Source organism: Streptomyces sp. NPDC012888 (assembly GCF_042900645.1).
Lineage (GTDB): Bacteria > Actinomycetota > Actinomycetes > Streptomycetales > Streptomycetaceae > Streptomyces.
This window is the reverse complement of sequence record NZ_JBIBBM010000004.1, coordinates 422,171-441,574: the sequence shown is the minus strand read 5'-3', so window position 1 is coordinate 441,574 and position 19,404 is coordinate 422,171. Positions and strand designations below refer to the sequence as shown.

The window sequence follows — 19,404 nt, the reverse complement described above, 5'->3', positions numbered from 1 at the left end:
ACCGCCGGGCCGCGCGCCAGGTGTTCCGCTCCTCCGGGATACGGGATGGCCGGTGGTCACGGGTGGGGGGGAGGTTTGCGTGAACCGCCTCGCGGGGCGGGGGTGGACGCATAGCATCCGGTTCGTCGGAGCGTGATCGCGCTGGGAGGGGCTGGTGTGCGCGTAGTTTCTGTCATCAATTACAAGGGCGGCGTGGGCAAGACGACCGTGACGGCCAACATCGGGGCCGAGCTCGCCCACCGGGGCAAGAAGGTGCTCCTGATCGACCTGGATCCGCAGGCGAGCCTCACGTTCTCGCTGATGAAGCCGGAGTACTGGCGCAAGGAGCTGGAGTCGAAGAGGACGATCAAGCGGTGGTACGACTCCCTGAGCGACGGTTCGCCCAAGAGCCTCTCGTCGCTCATCATCGACGCGCCCCGCGTCGGCCGGCTGGCCGGCGCCTTACGGCTCATCCCGTCGCACCTCGGGCTGATCAACGTCGACCTCGAACTGGCCACCGAGTTGGGTGGCGGCACGATGAAACAGGTCGGTAAGAAGTACCTGCAGATCCACCGGCGCCTCGCGGACGGCCTCGCCGAGCCCGAGTTCGCCGACTACGACTTCATCCTCATCGACTGCCCCCCGAACTTCAACATCGTCACCAAGACGGCCATCATCGCCAGTGACCACATCCTCATTCCGGCCCGGGCGGACTACCTCTCCACGCTGGGGATCGACTACCTCCAGCTGAGCCTGCGCGAGCTGGTCAACGACTACAACCGGTTCGCCAAGGAGTTCTCCGACGGCGACGCCGACGGGCAGGTCGACCCACAGGTCCTGGGGGTCGTGTTCACGATGATGCAGTTCTACGGCGGGCAGCCGATCTCCGCCCTGCGTCCCTACATCGCCCAGACCAGGTCTCTCGGCGTGCCGGTCTTCGAAAGCTACGTGCGGGACGGCAAGACGCTCTTCGCCGACGCGCCCGAGATCGGGAAACCCCTGGTACTGCAGGGGGGCGGGCCGGCCGGCCAGCGGCAGGTGGTGGAGGAGCTGGAACGGCTGGTCGACGAGTTCCTGCGGCGGATCGGAGCATGAACGGTATGGAGCCTTCGCTGGAGATCAGTCACGCCGTACTGCAGCAGGTCGCGAACTTCGTGAAGGGCCTCAGCGCCCAGGAGGCCGCCGACCTGGCGGCGGGCCGGGCGCGGATCACGCTCAGCACCCGGGGGCGCCCCGCCAAGAGCGACACCGGTACGGGAGAGATCCCCGATCCGGCCGAGGTGAGGGACGTGCTGGTCGGCAAGGCCTCGCGTGAGGACGGGTACGACTACCTGGAAGGGCTGCACCTCAACCGGGTCGCCTTCCAGCAGCTCGCCAGGGCCATGGACCTGCCCCTGCACCGGACCGACCGCATCGACCGGATCAAGGAACGCATCGTCGAGGCCACCATCGGGTACCGGCTGCGGTCCGACGCCATTCAGGGGGACACCACGGAAGGCGAGGTGCAGAAGTAGCGCACTGACACCGGAGTTGATCGCGGAGCGGGGGATATGATCATCGCGGACGGGGGGCGTCTGCGCTGTGGGGGGAACCCGTGGGTGTGTGCGTCATCGGTGCGGGGCTGTCGGGGCTGGCGGTCGCGCGGGCCCTGTCGGTCGCCGGGGTCGAGTTCGTGTGCCTGGAGAAGGCGGCGGACGTCGGCGGGATCTGGCGGCAGCCCGGGGCCGGGGAGAGCGGGCCGGGGTACCTGTCCCTGCACCTGAACACGGCCAGGCAGCTCACCGCGTACAGCGAGTTCCCGATGAGCGAGGAGCTGCCCCTCTACCCTCGGCACAGTGCGGTCGCCGCGTACCTGAGGGACTTCGCCGAGTGGGCCGGCGTGCGGGACCGGATCGAGTGCCGGACCGAGGTCCTCTCCGTCCGGCAGGGGGACGGCGGGACGTGGACGGTCGTCAGCCGGGGGGCGGACGGCGGGACCGTCGTGAGGTCCTTCGAGCACGTCGTCGTCGCGTCCGGGCACAACTCCGTGCCGGTGGTGCCGCGGGTGGACGGGGCGGAGGGGTTCGGCGGGGAGCTGCTGCACTCCTTCGACTACCGCGACGGCGCCGACTTCGCCGGGCGGCGCGTACTTGTCGTCGGGCTCGGCGCCTCGGCCGTGGACATCGCCGTCGACGTCTCCCGGTACGCCGCGCGGACCCTGCTCTCGGTGCGCCGCGGGGCGCACGTCGTGCCCAAGCAGCTGTACGGCGTGTCCGTCGACCGGCTCGCGGAGGAGGCCTGGTTCGTCGACATGTCGCCGGAAGAGCGGCGCGAGTTCGTCGAGCAGGCCCTGCACGTCGCGCGCGGGAAGCTGTCCGACTACGGCCTTCCCGAGCCCGAGCTGCCGTTCTTCTCCTCGCCGGTGACGATCTCGGACGAGATCCTGAGCCGGATCCGGCACGGGGCCGTCGTCCCACGGCCGGGGATCGGGCGGCTCGACGGCGGGCGGGCCGTGTTCACCGACGGCAGCGCCGAGGAGGTCGACGCGGTGGTGTTCTGCACCGGCTACCGGATGGACTTCCCCTTCCTGCCCGGCGGATGCCCCGTGGGGGAGCGGGGGGCGGTGGAGCTGTACCGGCGGGTCGTCGCACCCGGCCACCCCGGGCTGTACTTCGTCGGGCTGATCCGTCCCTTCGGTGCGGTGACGCGGCTGGTGGAGGCGCAGTCGCGCTGGGTCGCCCGGATCGTCGCGGGCGAGGTCACCCTGCCCGCCGCGGAGGGCATGAGGAAGGAGATCGAGGCGTACCTGGCCGGGGTCGGACAGCGGTACGGCGCGGAGGGGGACGGCCCCGGGCGTGGCCCCGGCGCCGCCCCCGGCCCGGGACCGGGGGCCTCCATACAGGTCGAGGTCGGGGCCTACCTGAGGGAGATGGACCGGGCGTAACGGCGTCAGTGGACCGCTTCCGGGTGGCGGGCCTCCGGGAGCGGGGCCGGGCGCCGAGGGGGCCTGACCGCGTAGGCCTCCGAGGAGACGTACGCGGTCACCCGGGGCGGGTGGCCGTGCTGGTGGACGAGGGCCAGGTACGCGATGAGGCCCACGCCGTCCTCCAGCCGCCGCGCGGTCACCGTGGACAGGGCCCGGGCCAGCGGCTCCGGGTCCATGCCGTAGCGGCGGAGCAGGACCGCCGCCCGGTCCAGGGCCTCACCGTCGTGGCCGGCGTAGTCGCGCACCGGGATGTGGAGGGTGAACCCGCTGGGCCGGCCCGTCGCCGTCTCGGTGAAGGCGTGGCAGGTCAGGGCCGGGCGCCGGTCGAGCGGGTCGTCGGGCCCGGTCCCGGCCGCGGTGTCGAAGAACCCGCGGATCTCGGCGCCGTCCGGTCCGGGGCTCATCCGGGACAGGGCGGCCGCCCCGCCGGCCGCCAGGCCGCGGTGCCGCAGGTAGACCTTCACCCGCGGCTCCTCCCAGTCGCCCAGGTCGAGGGCGAGGAACGGGTAGCCGTCGGCCTCCGGCAGGGAGGCGAGGGCCCGGCGGTGGCCCAGCCGGTGCAGTGCCTCGCGCAGCGTCTCGGCGGAACGTTTCTCCCCTGACGCGGCGGGGTTCAGGTACACCTTCACCCGGGGCACGCCCCCGGGCCGCAATTCCAGGGCCAGCCACAGCGCCAGCGGTCCCCGGGGGACGGGCGGCAGGAAGAGGCCGGCGATGTCGTCCAGCGGGTCCGTGCACAGGTCCCACCGGCGGGCCAGCCCGTGGACGAGGTCCAGGCCCACCCGCCCCTGCCGGGCGAGGCCGCCCGTCCCGCAGCCCGGCTCCAGCAGCACCCGCAGTGACACGGGGGCGCCCGCGGTGAAGGAGAGGGAGTACTCCACCGGCGTGTGGTCGTCGGAGAGGAAGGTCCGCACGGCGGGCGGCAGGTCCAGCGGCCGTCCGCCGGCGGGTCCCAGCAGCGCGGCGAGGGTGTCCGCGTACGTCCCCGCGTCGGCCGGGTCCAGCCCGGTGACCGCGCACAGCCGCAGCAGCTGCCTTGAGGTGAAGTCGCCCAGGGTCCCGGAGTCCGGGGCCCCGGGCAGGCATCTCGGCTCCCTCACTTCGTGAGCCAGTTCAGGAACTGGCTCCACCGGCCGCCCGCCCGTTCGGGCTTGCGCGCCGGCGAGGGGCCGGCCGGCCGCGCGGACGCCTCCGCGGAGTCCGGCCCGCCCGGCCGGCGCGGCACCGCCGGGACGGGGGTGAACCGGGTGGGGAGCGTGGCCAGGGCGCGGTTGAACGGGCCGGGCCGCCAGCTCAGGCTGTCCTCCGGCACGGCCAGCTCGACGTCCGGCAGCCGGTTGAGGAGGTTCTCGATGGCCGTGACGGTGATGTGCCGGGCCGGCTCCTTGGACGGGCAGCCGTGCGGGCCGGCGCTCCACGCCAGGTGGGAGCGGTTGCTGCCGGCCTGGCGCGAGGCGGACGGGCCGGGGCCGGAGTTGGCGGCGGCGAAGCTGACCAGCAGCAGGTCCCCGGCGCGCAGCCGGCGGCCGGCGAAGTCCATGTCGACGGCCGGGTAGTGCGGCGCGTAGTTCGACATGGGCGGGTTGTCCCAGAGGGTGTCCTCGACGGCCTCGTCGATCAGGCCGCCGCCGTCGGCGTACCGGTCGTCGGTGAGCAGCCGGTGCAGCGTGTTGCCGATGAGGTTCCGCAGCGGTTCGGCGCCCGCGCCCAGGAGCAGCGCGAGCTGGTGCACCATCTCCTCGTCGTCCAGCCGGGCCTGGTGCTGCATCAGCCAGGAGGTGACGTCCTCGCCGGGCCGGCTCCGCTTGAGCGCGACCAGCTCGCCCACGGCCCCGAACAGCACCTCGGTGGCCTTCTCGGCGTTGACGCCGTCGAACATGCCCGAGATGCCGAACAGGACCCGGTCGCCGATCTCCGCGGGGCAGCCGAAGAGCTCGTTGAACACGAACAGCGGCAGCTGCCGGGCGTAGTCGCCCAGCAGGTCTGCCGAACCGCGGGAGCCGAACTGGGAGATCAGGTAGTCCGAGATCTGCTCGGTGCTCCGGGTCAGCCGGCGGGAGTCCACCCGGGCCATGCTGTCGGTCACCGCCTGGCGCAGCCGCAGGTGGTCGGCGCCGTCGTTGAACATGCAGTTGGGGCGGTACGCGAGCAGCGGTACGACGGGGCTGTCCGGCGGGATCCGGCCCTCGCCCAAGTCGCGCCAGAGGCGGGAGTCCTTGCGGAACGAGCCCGAGTCGTGCAGCAGTTGCAGGGCCGTCGGGTAGTCGGTGACGAGCGTCGCCTCCACGCCCGGGGCGAGCTCCACGGGGGCGGTCGGCCCGAAGTGCCGCAGGTAGGCGTAGTACGCCTGGGGGTCCGCGGCGAACTCCGTCCCGTACAGGGGCACCCGGCCGCCCGGGGAGTGGGCCGGGCACCCGGGCGGCGGCACCGGCGCGTGGGTCTGGACTTCCATCTGTGCTTACTGCTCCTGTCTGGCGCGGTCCAGCAGATAGCGGACGAGGGTGGTGAGTGCTGCGGCGGACGAGCTCTGGTCGCGCGCGTCGCAGGTGACGACCGGGGTGTCGTCGAGCAGGTCCAGCGCCTCACGCAGAGCCGGTTCGTCCCGCAGGGGCGTGCCGTCGAAGTGGTTGACCGCGATGGCGTACTCGAGTCCGTACTGTTCCAGCAGGTCGATGACGGGGAAGGAGTCGGCGAGGCGTTCGGGGTCGACGAGCACCAGCGCGCCGAGGGCGCCGCGCGCCATGTCCTGCCACATCCGCACGAAGCGCTGCTGGCCGGGCGTCCCGAACAGGTAGAGCACGATGCGGTCGCTGATGGTCAGGCGCCCGAAGTCCATGGCCACCGTGGTGGTGGTCTTCCCGCGGACGCCGCCCAGGTCGTCGATCGCCTCCGCGGCCCGCGTCATCGTCTCCTCGGTCGACAGGGGCTCGATCTCGGAGATGGACCGGATGAAGGTGGTCTTGCCCACGGCGAAGTGCCCGACGACGAGGATCTTCACCGGGATCTGGGTGGCTCCGCTGCGGACGTACGCCCGCTCACCCAAACTTGGCGCGGAGACCATTGAGCACCTCCTCCAGGATCTCCCGCTCGGCGGGACGGGCACGGGCCACCGGCGGGCGGCTGATCAGGTAGCCGCCCTCGGTCAGCGCGGCGAGCAGGATCTTGACCACGCCCAGCGGCAGCCGGGTGTGCCCGGCGATCTCGGCGACGGACAGGTAGCCGGCGGAGCAGAGGTCCAGCAGGCGCTGCTCCTCGGGGGGAAGCCGGGTCGGCCGCTGGGACCGCCCGGGAGCCGCCGTGACCAGGGTGATCAGGGAGAACTGTCCCTCGTCGGGAAGTCCGCGGCCCTTGGTGATGACATACGGGCGGACTAAATCGGCGGCCTCGGGCTCCCACTCCTGCTCGCGGCCGGTCACGGGCGCACGCCGAGGTTCTCGCGCGGCGGGGCCGTCAGCGCCTTCCCCAGTCGGCCGACGAGCTGCTGCATCCGGAAGGTGATGTCGGCCATGTCCACGTCGGGGGAGGCGGAGACGCCGAGGTAGGCACCCTCACCGGCGGAGATCAGGAAGACCCAGCCGCCGTCGAACTCGACCAGGGTCTGGCGCCACTGCTCGCGCGGGTCCTCACAGAAGAAGGCGAGCGAGCGGCTGAGGGACTGGACCCCGCTCATCGCGGCGGCGACCCGGTCGGCGTCGTCCTTGTCGAAGTCCCTCGTCCGCGCCATCAGCAGACCGTCGGCGGATATCAGGACCGCGTGCAGTGCCCCGGGTATCTCCAGGGCGCTGTCGAGCATCCATGACAGATCGTCGTTCACAAGACCTCATGTCCTTCGCTGGTCGCACCGGGTGCGGTGCTCGTCGGGTCCGCGGTGTCCGGCCGCGCGGTCCGGCCCGACCGCGTGCCCCGCTGGAAGGCGCCCATGATCGCCGCCGTCTCCTCGCCGGAACGGCTGGGGACGCGCGGGTCGGGCGCGCTGCCCGGCACGATGGCCATCGGCCGCTTCCGGCGCCGCCGCGGCAGGCCGTCGGCGGTGGCGCTGACGGCCTCGGCGGCTTCGGGCCCGCCCGGCTGGGTCAGGGCGGCGGCCATGGGGGCGGCCACGGGCGCGGCCGGCGGGGCCTTCGGCTCCGGCATGGCGGTGAGCAGCTCGTGCGGGAGCAGGACGACCGTGCGGACGCCTCCGTAGGGGGAGGTGGAGTCCACGGACACCTCGAAGCCGAACCGCTCGCAGAGCACGCCGATCACGGCGAAGCCGAACTGGGGCGGGCTGCCTAGTCCCGAGACCCCCGAGACCCGGTTGCTGCTCAGGAGCCGTTCGGCGCGGGCGCGTTCCTCGTCGTTCATGCCGACGCCGGCGTCGTCGACGACGATGCAGACGCCCTTGGGGACGGTACGGATGTTGATCTCGACGGCGGTGTCCGGGCTCGAATAGCTGGTGGCGTTGTCGAGGAGCTCGGCCAGGGCCAGCGCCACCGGTTCGACGGCGCGGCTGGTGATGCCGAAGTCGACGCGGGAGAGGATCTCCACGCGCCGGAAGTGCCGGATCCTGCCCTGGGCGCTGCGCACCACGTCGTACACGGACGCGGGGTCGCGGTGCCGGCCCAGCCAGCCGTCGCACAGGACGGCGATGGACTGGGCGCGGCGGCCGAACTGGGCGTTGGTGTGGTCGATTTCGAGGAGGTCCTCGAGGACGACCGACTCGCCGTACTTGGTCTGCAGCCGGGAGACGACCAGCTGCTGTTCGGCGGCGAGGCCCTGGAGGGTCCGCATGGCGGACTTCAGGACGGTCTTCGTCGCCTCCTCGGCCTGGCCCTTGGCCGCCTCGACGGACTGCGCGTAGTGGTTCTCCAGGGCGGAGTAATGGGTCCTGAGGCCGTCGATCTCCTGGCGCAGGGCGTGGGCCGCCTTGCGCTGACGGATGATGACGGCGACGGCGGCGGCAACGACGACCAGCAGAGCCCAGAGCACAGGGTTCTGTATGTATTCCGGCATAAGACTCTCTTCAGGCGACCGACGGCCAGTTACTGAATTCCCGTCACGAGGGTGGACCGGCGGACCGCCCGCGTCGGGATTTCCGCCCGGACCGTCCCCGAAGTCGGAGAGGTCGTCCTATTCGTCCGCGCGCTCCGCTTGCGTCATGATCGTATCACCGTGCGAATTTGTGACTATCAGTCAATACCTGGCCAGTGACCGACATTTGGATCACCGGAACGCCGGTATCGCGCCGGACCGCAGGGCTCCTTTTGGCGCAAAGGAATCGCTCCCGCCGCTTCCGGTCCGGCGCGCGGCCCTCTAGAGGGCGTGGACCGCGGCGACCGTGAAGGTGGTCGGGGCTCCCGTGCCGGGGGTCATCGGGCCGCCCTTGTCGAACTGGGAGCGGACGACCAGGGTCCGGCCGTGGTGCCGGGTCAGCGTGGTGGGGATCTGGAGCGACGGGTCGGTCAGCCGGGTCTCCAGTCGGGCCCGGGTGCCGTCGGGTGAAAGCCGCCAGCGGGTCAGGGTGTTGGTGGTGTTGTGGGCCACCCGCAGGATCCCCCCGGTGCCGCCCGGGGAGAGGTGCAGGCCGTCGGCGGCCCTCAGGTCCGGGGCGCCCTCCAGGGCGACCTGCGTGACGGCGCCGGACCGCAGGTCGATCCGGTGGAGCACGCCACTGGTCATGTTCGCGGTGAGCAGGTAGCGGCCGGCCGGGTCGGAGACGATCCCGTTCAGGGTGATGGTCCCGCCCGGCAGGCCCAGGTCGTACGCCACCCGCAGCTCGCCGGCGCCGCGCGCCAGGTCGGCGGGGGTGACCCGGTAGACCACCGCCCGCAGGCTGTCGGTCAGCCAGGCCGTGCCGTCCGGGGTGATCGTCAGGTCGTTCACGAAGAACGGCGTGCTCCCGCCCACCTCGAAGTGCGCCAGGCGGGTGCGGGTGGCGGTGTCGTAGACCGAGACCCCGGTGGTGGAGTCGGTGACCCACAGGCGGCCCCGGGAGTCGACGCGCAGCCCGTTGGCGGTGTCACGGCCGTCCGCGCCGGCGGGGAGGAAGACCTCGGCGGTGCGCCGGCCGGGCCGGGCCCGGTAGACGGTGCCGTCCGCGTACGAGCCGACGTACACCTCGCCGGTGCGGTCGTCCGCGGCGATGCCCTCCGGGTAGACCTTCGCGCCGGGCAGGGCGAAGGCGGTCGAGACCCGGGGGCAGGGGGTGGCCGCCGCCGCGGGCGCGGCGGCGAGGCCGGTGGCGAGGGCGAGGGAGACCAGGATCGGGATGCGTATGGAGGTGCGCAGGCGCATGGTCATGTGAGCCTTTCTCTGAGTGTGAGCAGGAAGTTATGTTAGAGCTCTAATCATTGCAAGGGGTTTAGGATTCGGGGATGACCTCCATGCCCGCCGAGGAGCGCATCGGCTCCCACCTCAAGCGCGCCGAGCAGGCCCTGCTCGCGGCCAAGACCGCCGCGCTGAAGCCGGCCGGCGTAACGGTTCCGCAGTACGCCGCGCTGCTCTGGCTCGGCGAGAAGCCCGGGATCTCCGCCGCCGCCCTGGCCCGGCTGTGCGGGGTGACGCCGCCGACCATGAACACCGTGCTGAAGAACCTCCAGGAGCGCGGGCTGATCGAGCGCACCCCGCACGAGTGGCACCGCAACGTGCTGGAGACCCGCCTCACCGAGGAGGGCCGGGGCGTCCTCGCCGTCGCCGACGAGGCCGCCGTACGCGTCGAGCGGACCCTGGCGGCCGGCTTCTCCCCGGCCGAACGGGAGCGGCTGGTCGCGCTGCTGGGGCGGTGCGCCGAGCTGCTGGACGCGCAGCGCGGCGATGTCTGACCGGTCGGTCGCCGTTTCCTGGAGATTCAGGTCATGTTTTTGCCCGGTCGTGAAACCCCGCGGGGCGTAGGTGCATCAGGAATAGGGGATGACCAGCCGTTCTGTCCCGTGTGGGCAGTCATGACCGTTCGGAGCGAAGTCCGTGCACCAGTACCCGCAGCGCCCGCGGCCCGATGACCAGCCGTACGGGGAGTTCCCGCACGCCCAGGGCGCCCCGCCGTACGAGCCCGCGCAGCACGGGTCGCCGCGGTACGAGCCCCCGCGGTACCAGCCGCCGCAGTACCAGGTGCCCCAGTACCAGCCGCAGCAGCCCCACCAGCACCAGCAGCAACAGGAGCCGCCCGCCGACCCGCCCCGGCGCTCGCGCAGGAAGGTGTGGATCGCCTCGGCGGTGGTCCTCGTGCTGCTCGCGGGCGGCGGCGCCGGCTGGGCGTACTGGAAGACCGACTGGTTCGACGGCAACGGCGAGACCGTGAGCTACGGCACCCCGCCGGCGGCCGGCGGCGGGAGCGCCGGCGGCGCGGCCGCCGCCCCCACCCCCTCCGGCGACCCGGACGTCTCCCTGCCCACCGGGCCCGCCGCCCAGTTCAAGCAGACCGGCAAGCTCGACGACGGCACCCGGATATCCAAGACCCGCCTCAAGGGCGCCAAGTCCGGCTTCGAGGGCGACGTCTGGGTGTGGACCCCCAAGGAGTACGAGGACCCGAAGTACGCCGGGAGCGGCTTCCCGGTGCTCATCGCCCTCCCCGGCGGCAACGGCTTCCCCAACAACTACTGGGCGGACCGCAGCCTGGGCCTGCAGAAGGCCATCAGCGAAGGGGTCAAGAAGGGCACCAGCCTCCCCTTCGTCGTGGTCATGCCGGTGCTCAACCCGGACAACAAGTACTACTACGACGGCTCCGACATCCCCGGCCAGGCGAAGATGGGCACCTGGATGGCCGAGGACGTACCCGCCTTCGCCAAGGCCAACTTCCGCACCTACAAGTCCCGCGAGGGCTGGGCCTTCATGGGCAACTCCTCGGGCGCCTTCGTCGGCCTCAAGCAGGTCATGCAGCACCCGGACAGGTTCCGGGCCGTCATAGCCAACGGCGGCGAGGTGGTCCCCGACTCCCCGCTGTGGAAGGGCCACCAGAAGGAGATGGACGCCAACAACCCGGAGAAGCTCGCCCAGAAACTGATCGACTCCAAGGGTCCCGAGGTCTACGTCAACTTCCAGTACGGCACCAAGGAGGGCGGCCGCGCCCGCCTGGAACAGTTCCGCCAGAAGTACGGCAAGGGCCCGGTCAAGGTCACCATCCACGAGATCGTCGGCGGCGACCACAACGGCTGGGACTACGTCCGCGGCATGAAGGAGCAGGGCCTGGCGGAGATCAGCAAGCTGATGAAGGCCCCCAAGCCCGGGAACGGCTGACCTTCCCCTCCCCTCCAGGCAACCCGAGCGGGCGTTTTCGCCTCTCCAAAGGCGTGCAAGGGGGATCAATCGGTAAGGGTCGGAGACAATCCGTGCAGCAAGACCAGCCGGGCGGCGACGCCCACACCCCGCCCCGGGGAGCCCGCGGGCCCCGGCGCAGGCGGGTGCTCCTGATCAGCGGGGCGCTCGCGCTCGCCCTGGCCGCCGGGGGCGGCGCGGCGGCGTACCAGTTCGACCTCTTCAACGACCTCGGGGAGCCGATGACCTTCGGCAAGTCCGGGGACGTGGCGGCCGCTCCGGTCCAGGACGACTCCCGTCCCGGCACGCGGATGCCCACCGGCCCGCGAGCCGCGTTCATACGGCAGGCCCGGCTGCCCGACGGCACCGAGATCGGGAAGACCACGCTCAAGGGGGCGAAGTCGGGCTTCACCGGGGACGTCTGGGTGTGGGTGCCGAAGGAGTACCACGACCCCGCCTACGCCAGGAGCGCCTTCCCGGTGCTGATCTCGCTGCCCGGCGGCCGCGGTTACCCCAACAACTACTGGGGCACCGGGCCCGGGCTCGGCCTCCAGCAGGCCGTGACCGACGGCGTCGCGGCCGGCACCAGCCTGCCCTTCGTCCTCGTGATGCCGGTGATCAACGCCGACTCCAAGAACCACTTCGACGGCTCCGACATCCCCGGCCAGCCCCGGATGGGCACGTGGATGACCGACGACGTCCCGGACTTCGTCAGGGCAAACTTCCGCACCTTCACCTCCCGCGACGGCTGGGCCTTCATGGGCTCCTCCTCCGGCGGGTTCGGCGCCCTCAAGCACGTCCTGAAGCACCCCGACCGCTTCAAGGCCGTCATCGCCAGCGGCGTCGACACCGCGCCCGACTCCCCGCTGTGGAAGGGCGACCGGAGGGCCATGGACGCGAACAACCCGGAGAAGCTCGCCGCCAAGCTGATCAAGGAGGGCGGTCCGGACGTCTGGATCAACTTCCAGATCGGGACCAGGGAGAGCGGCCGGGACAAGGCCGAACGGTTCATGCGCGCCTACACCAAGGGCCCGGTGCACACCCGCCTCCAGGTGGTCCAGGACGGCGAGCACAACGGCAAGACGTACGTCCGGGGCATGCGGGAGGGCTCGCTGGCGTGGATCAGCAAGGTGCTGCTGGCGCCCACCCCCGACCCGGTACCGCAGGGCCCGCCGCCGTCCACCGCCCCGTGACCCCGGCGGCCAGGGGCGTCACCGCGGCCACGGCGGCGGTGACGGCCGCCGTCGCCGTCGCCGCCGTCACCGTGTACGGGGCGGCCCCCGACCGGCACGTCCCCTCCTTCCCGACGGTGGGCGTGCTCATGGCCGACGGCGAGCACTGGTGCACGGCGAGCGTGGTCGACAGCCCCCGCGGCAACGTCGTCGTCACCGCCGCGCACTGCGTGGCCCCCGAGGGCGAGGACGGCGAACCCGGCGAGGTCGCCCACGACGGCCTGGCCATCGGCGAGCTGTCCTTCGCCCCCGCGTTCTCCGGCGCCGGTCGGGGCCGGCAGCCGTTCGGCCTGTGGAAGGTGAGCTCCGTGCACGTCGACGACCGCTGGACGAAGTGGGGCGAGGACACCGCCGACTACGCCTTCCTCACCGTCGAACCCGACGCGCGGGGCCGCAGCGTCCAGGAGGTCACCGGCCGTGGCGAGGCGCCCGTGCCCGACTGGACCTCCGGACACGAGCGGGACGTCACCGTGGTCGGCTACCCGGAGGAGGACCACAACCCGGAGAACGAACCGGTGTCCTGCACCACCCGGACCGGCCGCGACCAGGACGACCCGGACATGCTCCACATCGGCTGCCCCGGGTTCTGGACCGGCACCAGCGGCAGCCCCTGGATCGCCGACCGGGGCGGTCCCGGCCGGCCCGGCCGCCTCATCGGGGTGCTCAGCGGCGGCGACACCGACGCGGACTCGACGGCCGCGCTCTTCGACGACCGGGCCAGGGCCCTGTACGAGCGCGCCGCCCGCGGCTGACCCCGCCGTCCCCGTCCCTCAGCCGCGGCGCTCCGTGCTGACGATCACCCCGACCGCCGCGACCACGACGGTTCCGCCCAGCAGGATCGGCCAGGTCAGCGCCTCGTCGAGGATCAGCCAGCCGAGGAACACGGCGACCACCGGGTTGACGTAGGCGTAGGTGGCCACCAGCGACAGCGGGGCGGCCTGCAGCAGCCACGCGTACGCCGTGAACGCCAGCAGCGAGCCGAACACCACGAGGTAACCCAGCGCCACCCAGGACCCCGCCGAGACGGCCCCCGGGTCGAACCCGCGCGGCTCTCCCCGGACGACCCCCACCAGCAGCGCGGCGATCCCGCCCGCCACCATCTCGTACGCGCTCGCCGCGAACGGGTTGGCGGGCATCGGCAGCCGGCCCGAGGAGAACGAGCCCAGCGACCACAGCAGGGTGGCCGCCAGCACCAGCAGCACGCCGGACAGCCGGACCGAGCCGGACAGCCCCGGACTGCACAGCACCGCCAGCCCGGCCATCCCGAGCAGGACGCCGCCGAGGGTCCGGGGCGCGGGCCGGTCGCCGGTACCGGCCCGCAGCAGCACCACCCACATGGGCACGGCCGCGATGAGCAGCGCGGCCAGCCCCGAGTCGATCGAGGTCTCGGCCAGCACGACCAGCCCGTTGCCGCCGAGGATCAGCAGCAGGCCGACCAGCACCACCGATCCCAGCTGCCGCCGGGTGACCCGGAGCGCCGCCGGACCCTGCCGCCAGGCCACCAGTGCGGCCAGCAGCAGACCGGCCGTGACGAAACGGGCGCCGGCGGAGAGGAACGGCGGAACGGTCTCCACGACCACCCGGATGCCGAGGTAGGTCGAGCCCCAGACCACGTAGACGATCGCCAGCGCGGCCCAGACCGCCCCGGTCACCTTCCTCGCGGGGGCCGGCGCGGGCGCCGCGGTGGCCGGCCCCTCCGCCGGACCCGCGGCGGGACCGGCGGGACCGGTGACACCCGACGCGCCGGTCAAACCGGACGGGCCGGTGAGACCGGACGGCTCGGAGGGGTCGTGCGGATGCGAGGAAGCGCGGGATATGGCCACGGCCGGAATCCTAGGGTCGCCGGTCACCGGTTCGGCAGAGCCGGGCCGCCGCTCCCGCCCGCGAGCAGCGCGTTGAGCTCCCCGTACGGCAGCGAGTCCGCGACCGCCCCGTACGTACCGCCCGCGAGCAGCTCCTCGGCGGCCCGCCGCACCACCGCGTACGCCGCCTCCGCCACCCAGGAACCCAGGCTGACCCGGGCCGCGCCCAGCTTCCCGAGTTCCGCGACCGCCGGGGCGCCCGGCCCCACCAGGACGTTCAGGGGGGCCGGGATGCCGCGGGCCAGCTCGGCCACGGTCGCCGGGTCGTGCACCCCGGGCACGAAGATCCCGCTGGCCCCGGCCTCCAGGTAGCGGGTGGCCCGGGCCAGGGTCTCCTCGAGCCGGGCGGCGCCGGGCTCGGCGTACCCGCGGAGGTAGGTGTCGACGCGGGCGTTGACGTAGAGGGGGACGCCGGCGGAGTCGGCGGCGGCCCGGGCGGCGGCCACCCGCTCGGCGTGCTCGGCGGGGGAGCGTGAGCCGTCCTCGATGTTGATCCCGGCCGCGCCGGCGGCGATCACCCCGGCCACGGTCTCCTCCACCTGCCCGGCGTCCGCGCCGAAACCGCCCTCGATGTCGGCGGTCACCGGCACGGTCACGGCCGCCACCACCCGGGCGACCAGGTCCAGCACCCGCTCCCGGGCCAGCGCGTCCCCGTCCGGGGCGCCGAGCGACCAGGCCACACCGGCGCTGGTGGTGGCGACGGCGGGGGCGCCGGCCGCCGCGACGAGCCGGGCGCTCGCCACGTCCCAGGCGTTGGCCAGCGCGAGCGGGGCGCCGGGGGTGTGCAGGGCGGTGAAGGCGCGGGCCCGGGCGGCCAGTGCGGCGGTGTGGGTTCCGGCGGTGCGGGTTCCGGCGGTGCCGGCTTCAGCGGTCTCGATCATGGGCTCATTCGACCAGAACGCGCGCGCGGGGGCTGGCGGGTTTCCGACGAAGGCCTTCGGGCCCGCACCACCCCCGTCCGCGGTCCCCGATTACCGGTGTGTCACGTCCGCACGAAACATGCACAACTCAACCGCCGCCCTCAGGCTTTGGCCTTTGCTGCGGCCCTCCGGTGGGGTGGTGGCGGGAAACCGACCCCGGCCCACCGGTACGGAGCCACCCGCTCCGGCCGCGCCACCCGCACATGTGTCCGCCGGGCCCGCCGTACGCCCCCCGGCGGACCTCCGGAGCGCTTGGCCGGAACGGGATCTGGGCAGCGGGGCCGCCCTCGTGCCGCAGGAGTTCTTGTGTTCGTGGCCGGAGTATGGCGCGGATGTTACGCATCCGTTGTCCTCTTGTCGGATGGCCTGAAGGTGCGTCAACCTTTGCGAGGCGACCGGCCCTCCGGCAGTACGGATTGTCATGGGCATGTCGCCACCACCCCCCGCAACGCACCACCTATGAGGAGGACCCCTCACATGTCCGTGATGCGTCAAACCCGCCGCAAGCTCGCCGGCATCAGCGCGACCGCCGTCGTCGCGCTCGCCATCGGAGCGGCCGCCGCGCTCCCGGCCTCGGCAGCCGGCGGCTCCGCAGCGGAAGGCGTGATCGAGAACGCCGGTGCCTCCGGCACGGTCGCCGACAGCTACATCGTGATCCTGAAGGACTCCGCCGCCCGCTCCACGCTGGCGAGCGGCAAGTCCGTGGCGGAGAAGCACGGCGCGAAGATCGAACGCGTCTACAGCGCGGCCCTCAACGGGTACGCGATCGCCGCCTCCGAGGCACAGGCCAAGAAGATCGCCGCGGACCCGGCGGTCAAGTCGGTGGTCCAGAACCGGACGTTCACCGTCAGCGCCACCCAGCCCAACCCGCCGTCCTGGGGCCTGGACCGCATCGACCAGGCCGCGCTGCCGCTCAACCAGAGCTACACCTACCCGGACAAGGCCGGCGAGGGCGTCACCGCGTACGTCATCGACACCGGTGTCCGCATCAGCCACGGCGACTTCGGCGGCCGCGCCTTCAACGGCTACGACGCCATCGACAACGACAACGTCGCCCAGGACGGCCACGGCCACGGCACCCACGTCGCCGGCACCGTCGGCGGCACCGCCTACGGCGTGGCCAAGAAGGCCAAGATCGTCGGCGTCCGCGTCCTCAACAACCAGGGCTCCGGCACCACCGCCCAGGTCGTCGCGGGCATCGACTGGGTCACCCAGAACGCGGTCAAGCCGGCCGTGGCGAACATGTCCCTCGGCGGCGGCGCGGACACCGCGCTGGACACCGCCGTGAAGAACTCCATAGCCGCCGGCATCACCTACGCGGTCGCGGCGGGCAACGAGAACACCAACGCGAACACCAAGTCCCCGGCCCGGGTCGCCGAGGCGATCACGGTCGGCGCCACCACCAACACGGACGCGCGCGCCAGCTACTCCAACTACGGTGCGATCCTCGACCTGTTCGCGCCGGGATCGAACATCACCTCGGCGTGGAACTCCGGCGACACCGCCACCAACACCATCTCCGGCACCTCGATGGCCTCGCCGCACGTGGCGGGCGCGGCCGCGGTCTACCTGTCGCAGAACCCGTCCAGCACCCCGGCCCAGGTCGGCAGCGCCCTGGTGAGCGCGGCCACGCCCAACGTGGTGACCAACCCCGGCACCGGCTCGCCGAACCGCCTGCTCCGCGTCGGCGGCGGCACCACCAACCCGCCCGGGCCGAAGTTCGAGAACACCGCCGACTACGCGATCAACGACAACTCCACCGTGGAGTCCCCGGTCTCCGTGAGCGGCGTCGCGGGCAACGCCCCGGCCACGCTCCAGGTGGCGGTGGACATCAAGCACACCTACATCGGTGACCTGAAGGTCGACCTGATCGCTCCCGACGGCACCGCCTACACCCTGCACAACCGCGGTGGCGGCAGCACGGACAACATCCTGCAGACCTACACGGTCAACGCCTCCAGCGAGGTCGCCAACGGCACCTGGAAGCTGCGGGTGAACGACAACGCGAACATCGACACCGGCAAGATCGACGCCTGGTCGCTCCAGTTCTGAGCGTCCGTGTGAACGGCGTCTGAGTTCCATCCGACGAACGGCGGGGGCGACCGGATCACCGGTCGCCCCCGCTGCGTACCATCCGCCCGTGAGCCACGACGCACCCGGCCCCTGGGCCCCGCCCCCGCCGCCCTCGCCGCCGCTGTCCCCCTGGGCCCCGCCCCCCGCCCCGCCGGCCCGGCGCCGCAAGGCGGCCCTGGTGATCGGGGCGTCTGCGCTGGCCCTGCTGACCGCCGTGGGCACGGTGCTGGCCGCGGGCCTGGAGATCGGCTCGCGCCTCGACGGCCTCGACCGCGGGGGCGCGGTCGGATCCCGTACCGCGATCGGGGACGTCGGCCCCGGCGACTGCTTCAACACGGCCGGCGGGACGCTGGCCCAGGAGACCGGCACCGTCTGGCGGGTGGCCTGCTCCGAGCCGCACGACGCGGAGGTCACCGCGGTCCTGGAGGAGCCGCGTTCGGCCTACCCCGGCGACGACCCGGTCCGGAAACGGGCCGAGGACGGCTGCTGGGAGGCGCAGGATCGTTACGCCATGGACACCTGGGCGCTCCCCTCGTACGCCGAGCTCCACTACTTCGCGCCGACCCGCCAGGGTTGGCGCGACGGCGACCGGCGCACCCTCTGCGTCATCGGCACCGTGGAGGAGGAGCACCGCGGGAGCCTGAAGCAGCCGGCGACCGGCTTCACCGCCCACCAGAAGGCCTTCCTCAACGCGGCCAACTACGTGGAGTTCCTGCTCGGCCGGCAACCCGGGGGCCGGGTGGCGGACGCGCACGCCGAATACCGCGTGTGGGCGCGCAGGGTGGAGGCCGCGCTGGCGAACGAGGCGAGGGCGCTGCGCGGCCTCAAGGGTCGGGCGGAGGTGGAACGCGCCGCCGCGGCCCAGCTGAAGAGCGTGGAGAGCGCCCGCCGGGCGTGGTTCAAGGCTTCGGTGGCGGGCACGCCCGCCGTGTTCGCGGAGCAGTGGGACAAGGGCATGGACGCGCTGTCCGTGGACACGGAGCGCAGGCTCCGGGGGGCGCTGGGGCTCTCGGACACGGTTCCGGAATGGCTACGGGAGTCCGAGGGCGGTGCCGGCGGCCCGGGCGGGGGTCCGGTGACCGAGTCGGCGTGACCCTGGGTAACCAGTTTGAAGACCTCGCTTCATCACATCGAGTGAAACTCTGGCCCTTGCTTGCGGCGCACAACCGTCGGTTGCCAGGCTGTAGCTGTCTGTCAAGCTGATGGGAGTGGCCAGTGACTTTCGGTGAGCAGCCGGCCTATCTGCGCGTCGCCGGGGATCTGCGGCGGAAGATCGTCGATGGGTCCCTGCCCCCGCATACCAGGCTCCCCTCGCAGGCCCGGATCCGGGAGGAGTACGGGGTCTCCGACACCGTCGCCCTGGAGGCGCGCAAGGTCCTGATGGCCGAGGGTCTGGTCGAGGGCCGCTCGGGCTCCGGCACGTACGTGCGCGAGCAGCCGGTCCCGCGCCGGGTCGCCCGTTCCGGCTACCGCAGCGGCGCCGGCTCCAGTCCCTTCCGCCAGGAGCAGGCGGAGGCCGGCGCCCGCGGCACCTGGGAGTCCCGCAGCGAGCAGACCGAGGCCCCCGCCGAGATCGCGCGGCGGCTCGGCATCGCCCCCGGGGACCGAGTGATGCGCACCCGCTACGTCTTCCGTGACGCCGGCGAGGCGATGATGCTCTCCACCTCCTGGGAGCCCCTCGCCGTCACCGGCCGCACGCCGGTGATGCTGCCGGAGGAGGGGCCGCTGGGCGGCTGCGGGGTGGTCGACCGGATGGCGGCGATCGACGTGGTGGTGGACAACGTCGTGGAGGAGGTCGGCGCGCGTCCCGGCCTGGCGGACGAGCTCATGACGCTCGGCGGCGTCCCCGGGCACGTGGTCCTGGTGATCGGGCGGACGTACTACGCCTCCGGCCGCGCGGTGGAGACCGCCGACGTGGTGATCCCGGCGGACCGCTACCGCCTCGCCTACCACCTGCCCGTCCGGTAGCCCCGCGGACCTGCCGTGATCGCGCGGGGGGAGCCCCGCGAGCGGGGCGGGGGGGGGGCCCGGGGGCCGCCCCCCCCCCCCCCGCCGCCCCCGCGGCCCGGTGGGGCCCCCGGGGTGGGGCCCCTGGGGGTAAACCCCATACCCCGCGGGGAGGGGGGGGGGGACCTCCCGGCCGT

At 72.7% G+C, this 19,404-nt stretch carries 19 protein-coding genes; 10 read left to right on the top strand and 9 right to left on the bottom strand.

The features are described 5' to 3' along the window. The first annotated feature begins 132 nt into the window (after window positions 1-132). From ACFY61_RS09400 to ACFY61_RS09390, 3 genes are all read left to right on the top strand, one after another. A complete protein-coding gene (locus ACFY61_RS09400) occupies window positions 133-1,074 on the top strand; it encodes a ParA family protein (RefSeq protein ID WP_389469086.1) in 942 nt (313 codons plus the stop codon). Then, window positions 1,071-1,493, top strand: coding sequence for a hypothetical protein (locus tag ACFY61_RS09395; protein ID WP_389469083.1), 423 nt, complete (start codon window positions 1,071-1,073; stop codon window positions 1,491-1,493). The genes ACFY61_RS09400 and ACFY61_RS09395 overlap by 4 nt, the downstream gene beginning before the upstream one ends. Window positions 1,494-1,573: 80 nt before the next feature. Then, window positions 1,574-2,902, top strand: coding sequence for a flavin-containing monooxygenase (locus ACFY61_RS09390; protein WP_389469080.1), 1,329 nt, complete (start codon window positions 1,574-1,576; stop codon window positions 2,900-2,902). Window positions 2,903-2,907: 5 nt separating this feature from the next. Here the strand turns inward: ACFY61_RS09390 and ACFY61_RS09385 are convergent, their stop codons facing one another. The 7 genes from ACFY61_RS09385 to ACFY61_RS09355 form a co-directional block, all read right to left on the bottom strand. Next, on the bottom strand, window positions 2,908-4,044 hold the full coding sequence (locus ACFY61_RS09385; protein WP_389469078.1) for a prenyltransferase: 1,137 nt from the start codon (window positions 4,042-4,044) through the stop codon (window positions 2,908-2,910). Further along, window positions 4,041-5,396, bottom strand: coding sequence for a cytochrome P450 (locus ACFY61_RS09380; protein WP_389469076.1), 1,356 nt, complete (start codon window positions 5,394-5,396; stop codon window positions 4,041-4,043). Before ACFY61_RS09380 ends, ACFY61_RS09385 begins: the two co-directional genes overlap by 4 nt. A 6-nt stretch (window positions 5,397-5,402) precedes the next feature. Then, on the bottom strand, window positions 5,403-6,005 hold the full coding sequence (locus ACFY61_RS09375; RefSeq protein ID WP_389469074.1) for an ATP/GTP-binding protein: 603 nt from the start codon (window positions 6,003-6,005) through the stop codon (window positions 5,403-5,405). Beyond that, entirely contained in the window at window positions 5,980-6,360 is a 381-nt protein-coding gene (locus ACFY61_RS09370) for a DUF742 domain-containing protein (RefSeq protein WP_389469071.1), read from the bottom strand. Before ACFY61_RS09370 ends, ACFY61_RS09375 begins: the two co-directional genes overlap by 26 nt. Continuing rightward, entirely contained in the window at window positions 6,357-6,758 is a 402-nt protein-coding gene (locus tag ACFY61_RS09365; protein ID WP_389469069.1) for a roadblock/LC7 domain-containing protein, read from the bottom strand. The genes ACFY61_RS09370 and ACFY61_RS09365 overlap by 4 nt, the downstream gene beginning before the upstream one ends. Continuing rightward, the gene (locus ACFY61_RS09360; protein ID WP_389469068.1) at window positions 6,755-7,936 is read right to left on the bottom strand and encodes an ATP-binding protein; all 1,182 of its coding nucleotides are present in this window, start codon (window positions 7,934-7,936) and stop codon (window positions 6,755-6,757) included. The genes ACFY61_RS09365 and ACFY61_RS09360 overlap by 4 nt, the downstream gene beginning before the upstream one ends. A 300-nt stretch (window positions 7,937-8,236) precedes the next feature. Next, window positions 8,237-9,223, bottom strand: coding sequence for an SMP-30/gluconolactonase/LRE family protein (locus tag ACFY61_RS09355; protein WP_389469065.1), 987 nt, complete (start codon window positions 9,221-9,223; stop codon window positions 8,237-8,239). A gap of 74 nt (window positions 9,224-9,297) precedes the next feature. On the opposite strand from ACFY61_RS09355, the gene ACFY61_RS09350 reads away from it, so the two are divergent. The 4 genes from ACFY61_RS09350 (at window position 9,298) to ACFY61_RS09335 (ending at window position 13,157) form a co-directional block, all read left to right on the top strand. After that, window positions 9,298-9,744, top strand: coding sequence for a MarR family winged helix-turn-helix transcriptional regulator (locus ACFY61_RS09350; RefSeq protein WP_389469062.1), 447 nt, complete (start codon window positions 9,298-9,300; stop codon window positions 9,742-9,744). Between the two features lie 142 nt (window positions 9,745-9,886). Next, window positions 9,887-11,155: an alpha/beta hydrolase gene (locus tag ACFY61_RS09345; protein ID WP_389469060.1), complete on the top strand. Its 1,269-nt coding sequence runs from the start codon at window positions 9,887-9,889 to the stop codon at window positions 11,153-11,155. Window positions 11,156-11,247: 92 nt separating this feature from the next. After that, window positions 11,248-12,366, top strand: a complete 1,119-nt coding sequence (locus tag ACFY61_RS09340; RefSeq protein WP_389469058.1) for an alpha/beta hydrolase — start codon at window positions 11,248-11,250, stop codon at window positions 12,364-12,366. Next, window positions 12,363-13,157, top strand: a complete 795-nt coding sequence (locus ACFY61_RS09335) for a trypsin-like serine peptidase (protein WP_389469056.1) — start codon at window positions 12,363-12,365, stop codon at window positions 13,155-13,157. Before ACFY61_RS09340 ends, ACFY61_RS09335 begins: the two co-directional genes overlap by 4 nt. An 18-nt stretch (window positions 13,158-13,175) precedes the next feature. On the opposite strand, the gene ACFY61_RS09330 is transcribed toward ACFY61_RS09335, so the two are convergent. Together ACFY61_RS09330 and ACFY61_RS09325 are read right to left on the bottom strand one after the other, a co-directional pair. Beyond that, window positions 13,176-14,057 carry an EamA family transporter gene (locus tag ACFY61_RS09330; protein ID WP_389469321.1) on the bottom strand — a complete coding sequence of 294 codons (882 nt, stop codon included), beginning with the start codon at window positions 14,055-14,057 and terminating at the stop codon, window positions 13,176-13,178. 194 nt (window positions 14,058-14,251) lie between these two features. Then, window positions 14,252-15,148, bottom strand: coding sequence for an isocitrate lyase/phosphoenolpyruvate mutase family protein (locus tag ACFY61_RS09325; protein ID WP_389469053.1), 897 nt, complete (start codon window positions 15,146-15,148; stop codon window positions 14,252-14,254). Between the two features lie 516 nt (window positions 15,149-15,664). On the opposite strand from ACFY61_RS09325, the gene ACFY61_RS09320 reads away from it, so the two are divergent. The 3 genes from ACFY61_RS09320 to ACFY61_RS09310 all read left to right on the top strand — a co-directional run bounded on the left by ACFY61_RS09320 (window position 15,665) and on the right by ACFY61_RS09310 (window position 19,228). Beyond that, complete coding sequence (locus ACFY61_RS09320) at window positions 15,665-17,239, top strand: S8 family serine peptidase (RefSeq protein ID WP_389469051.1); 1,575 nt, start codon at window positions 15,665-15,667, stop codon at window positions 17,237-17,239. A gap of 88 nt (window positions 17,240-17,327) precedes the next feature. Beyond that, entirely contained in the window at window positions 17,328-18,353 is a 1,026-nt protein-coding gene (locus ACFY61_RS09315) for a septum formation family protein (RefSeq protein ID WP_389469049.1), read from the top strand. A 122-nt stretch (window positions 18,354-18,475) separates the two neighbouring features. After that, on the top strand, window positions 18,476-19,228 hold the full coding sequence (locus ACFY61_RS09310; protein WP_389469046.1) for a GntR family transcriptional regulator: 753 nt from the start codon (window positions 18,476-18,478) through the stop codon (window positions 19,226-19,228). Window positions 19,229-19,404 lie beyond the last annotated feature (176 nt).

Coding starts and splice junctions, on each gene's coding strand:
- ACFY61_RS09395 (WP_389469083.1), top strand. CDS start 1,071: ATGAACGGTATGGAGCCTTCGCTGGAGATCAGTCACGCCGTACTGCAG.
- ACFY61_RS09380 (WP_389469076.1), bottom strand. CDS start 5,396: ATGGAAGTCCAGACCCACGCGCCGGTGCCGCCGCCCGGGTGCCCGGCC.
- ACFY61_RS09375 (WP_389469074.1), bottom strand. CDS start 6,005: ATGGTCTCCGCGCCAAGTTTGGGTGAGCGGGCGTACGTCCGCAGCGGA.
- ACFY61_RS09360 (WP_389469068.1), bottom strand. CDS start 7,936: ATGCCGGAATACATACAGAACCCTGTGCTCTGGGCTCTGCTGGTCGTC.
- ACFY61_RS09355 (WP_389469065.1), bottom strand. CDS start 9,223: ATGACCATGCGCCTGCGCACCTCCATACGCATCCCGATCCTGGTCTCC.
- ACFY61_RS09350 (WP_389469062.1), top strand. CDS start 9,298: ATGACCTCCATGCCCGCCGAGGAGCGCATCGGCTCCCACCTCAAGCGC.
- ACFY61_RS09325 (WP_389469053.1), bottom strand. CDS start 15,148: ATGATCGAGACCGCTGAAGCCGGCACCGCCGGAACCCGCACCGCCGGA.
- ACFY61_RS09320 (WP_389469051.1), top strand. CDS start 15,665: ATGTCCGTGATGCGTCAAACCCGCCGCAAGCTCGCCGGCATCAGCGCG.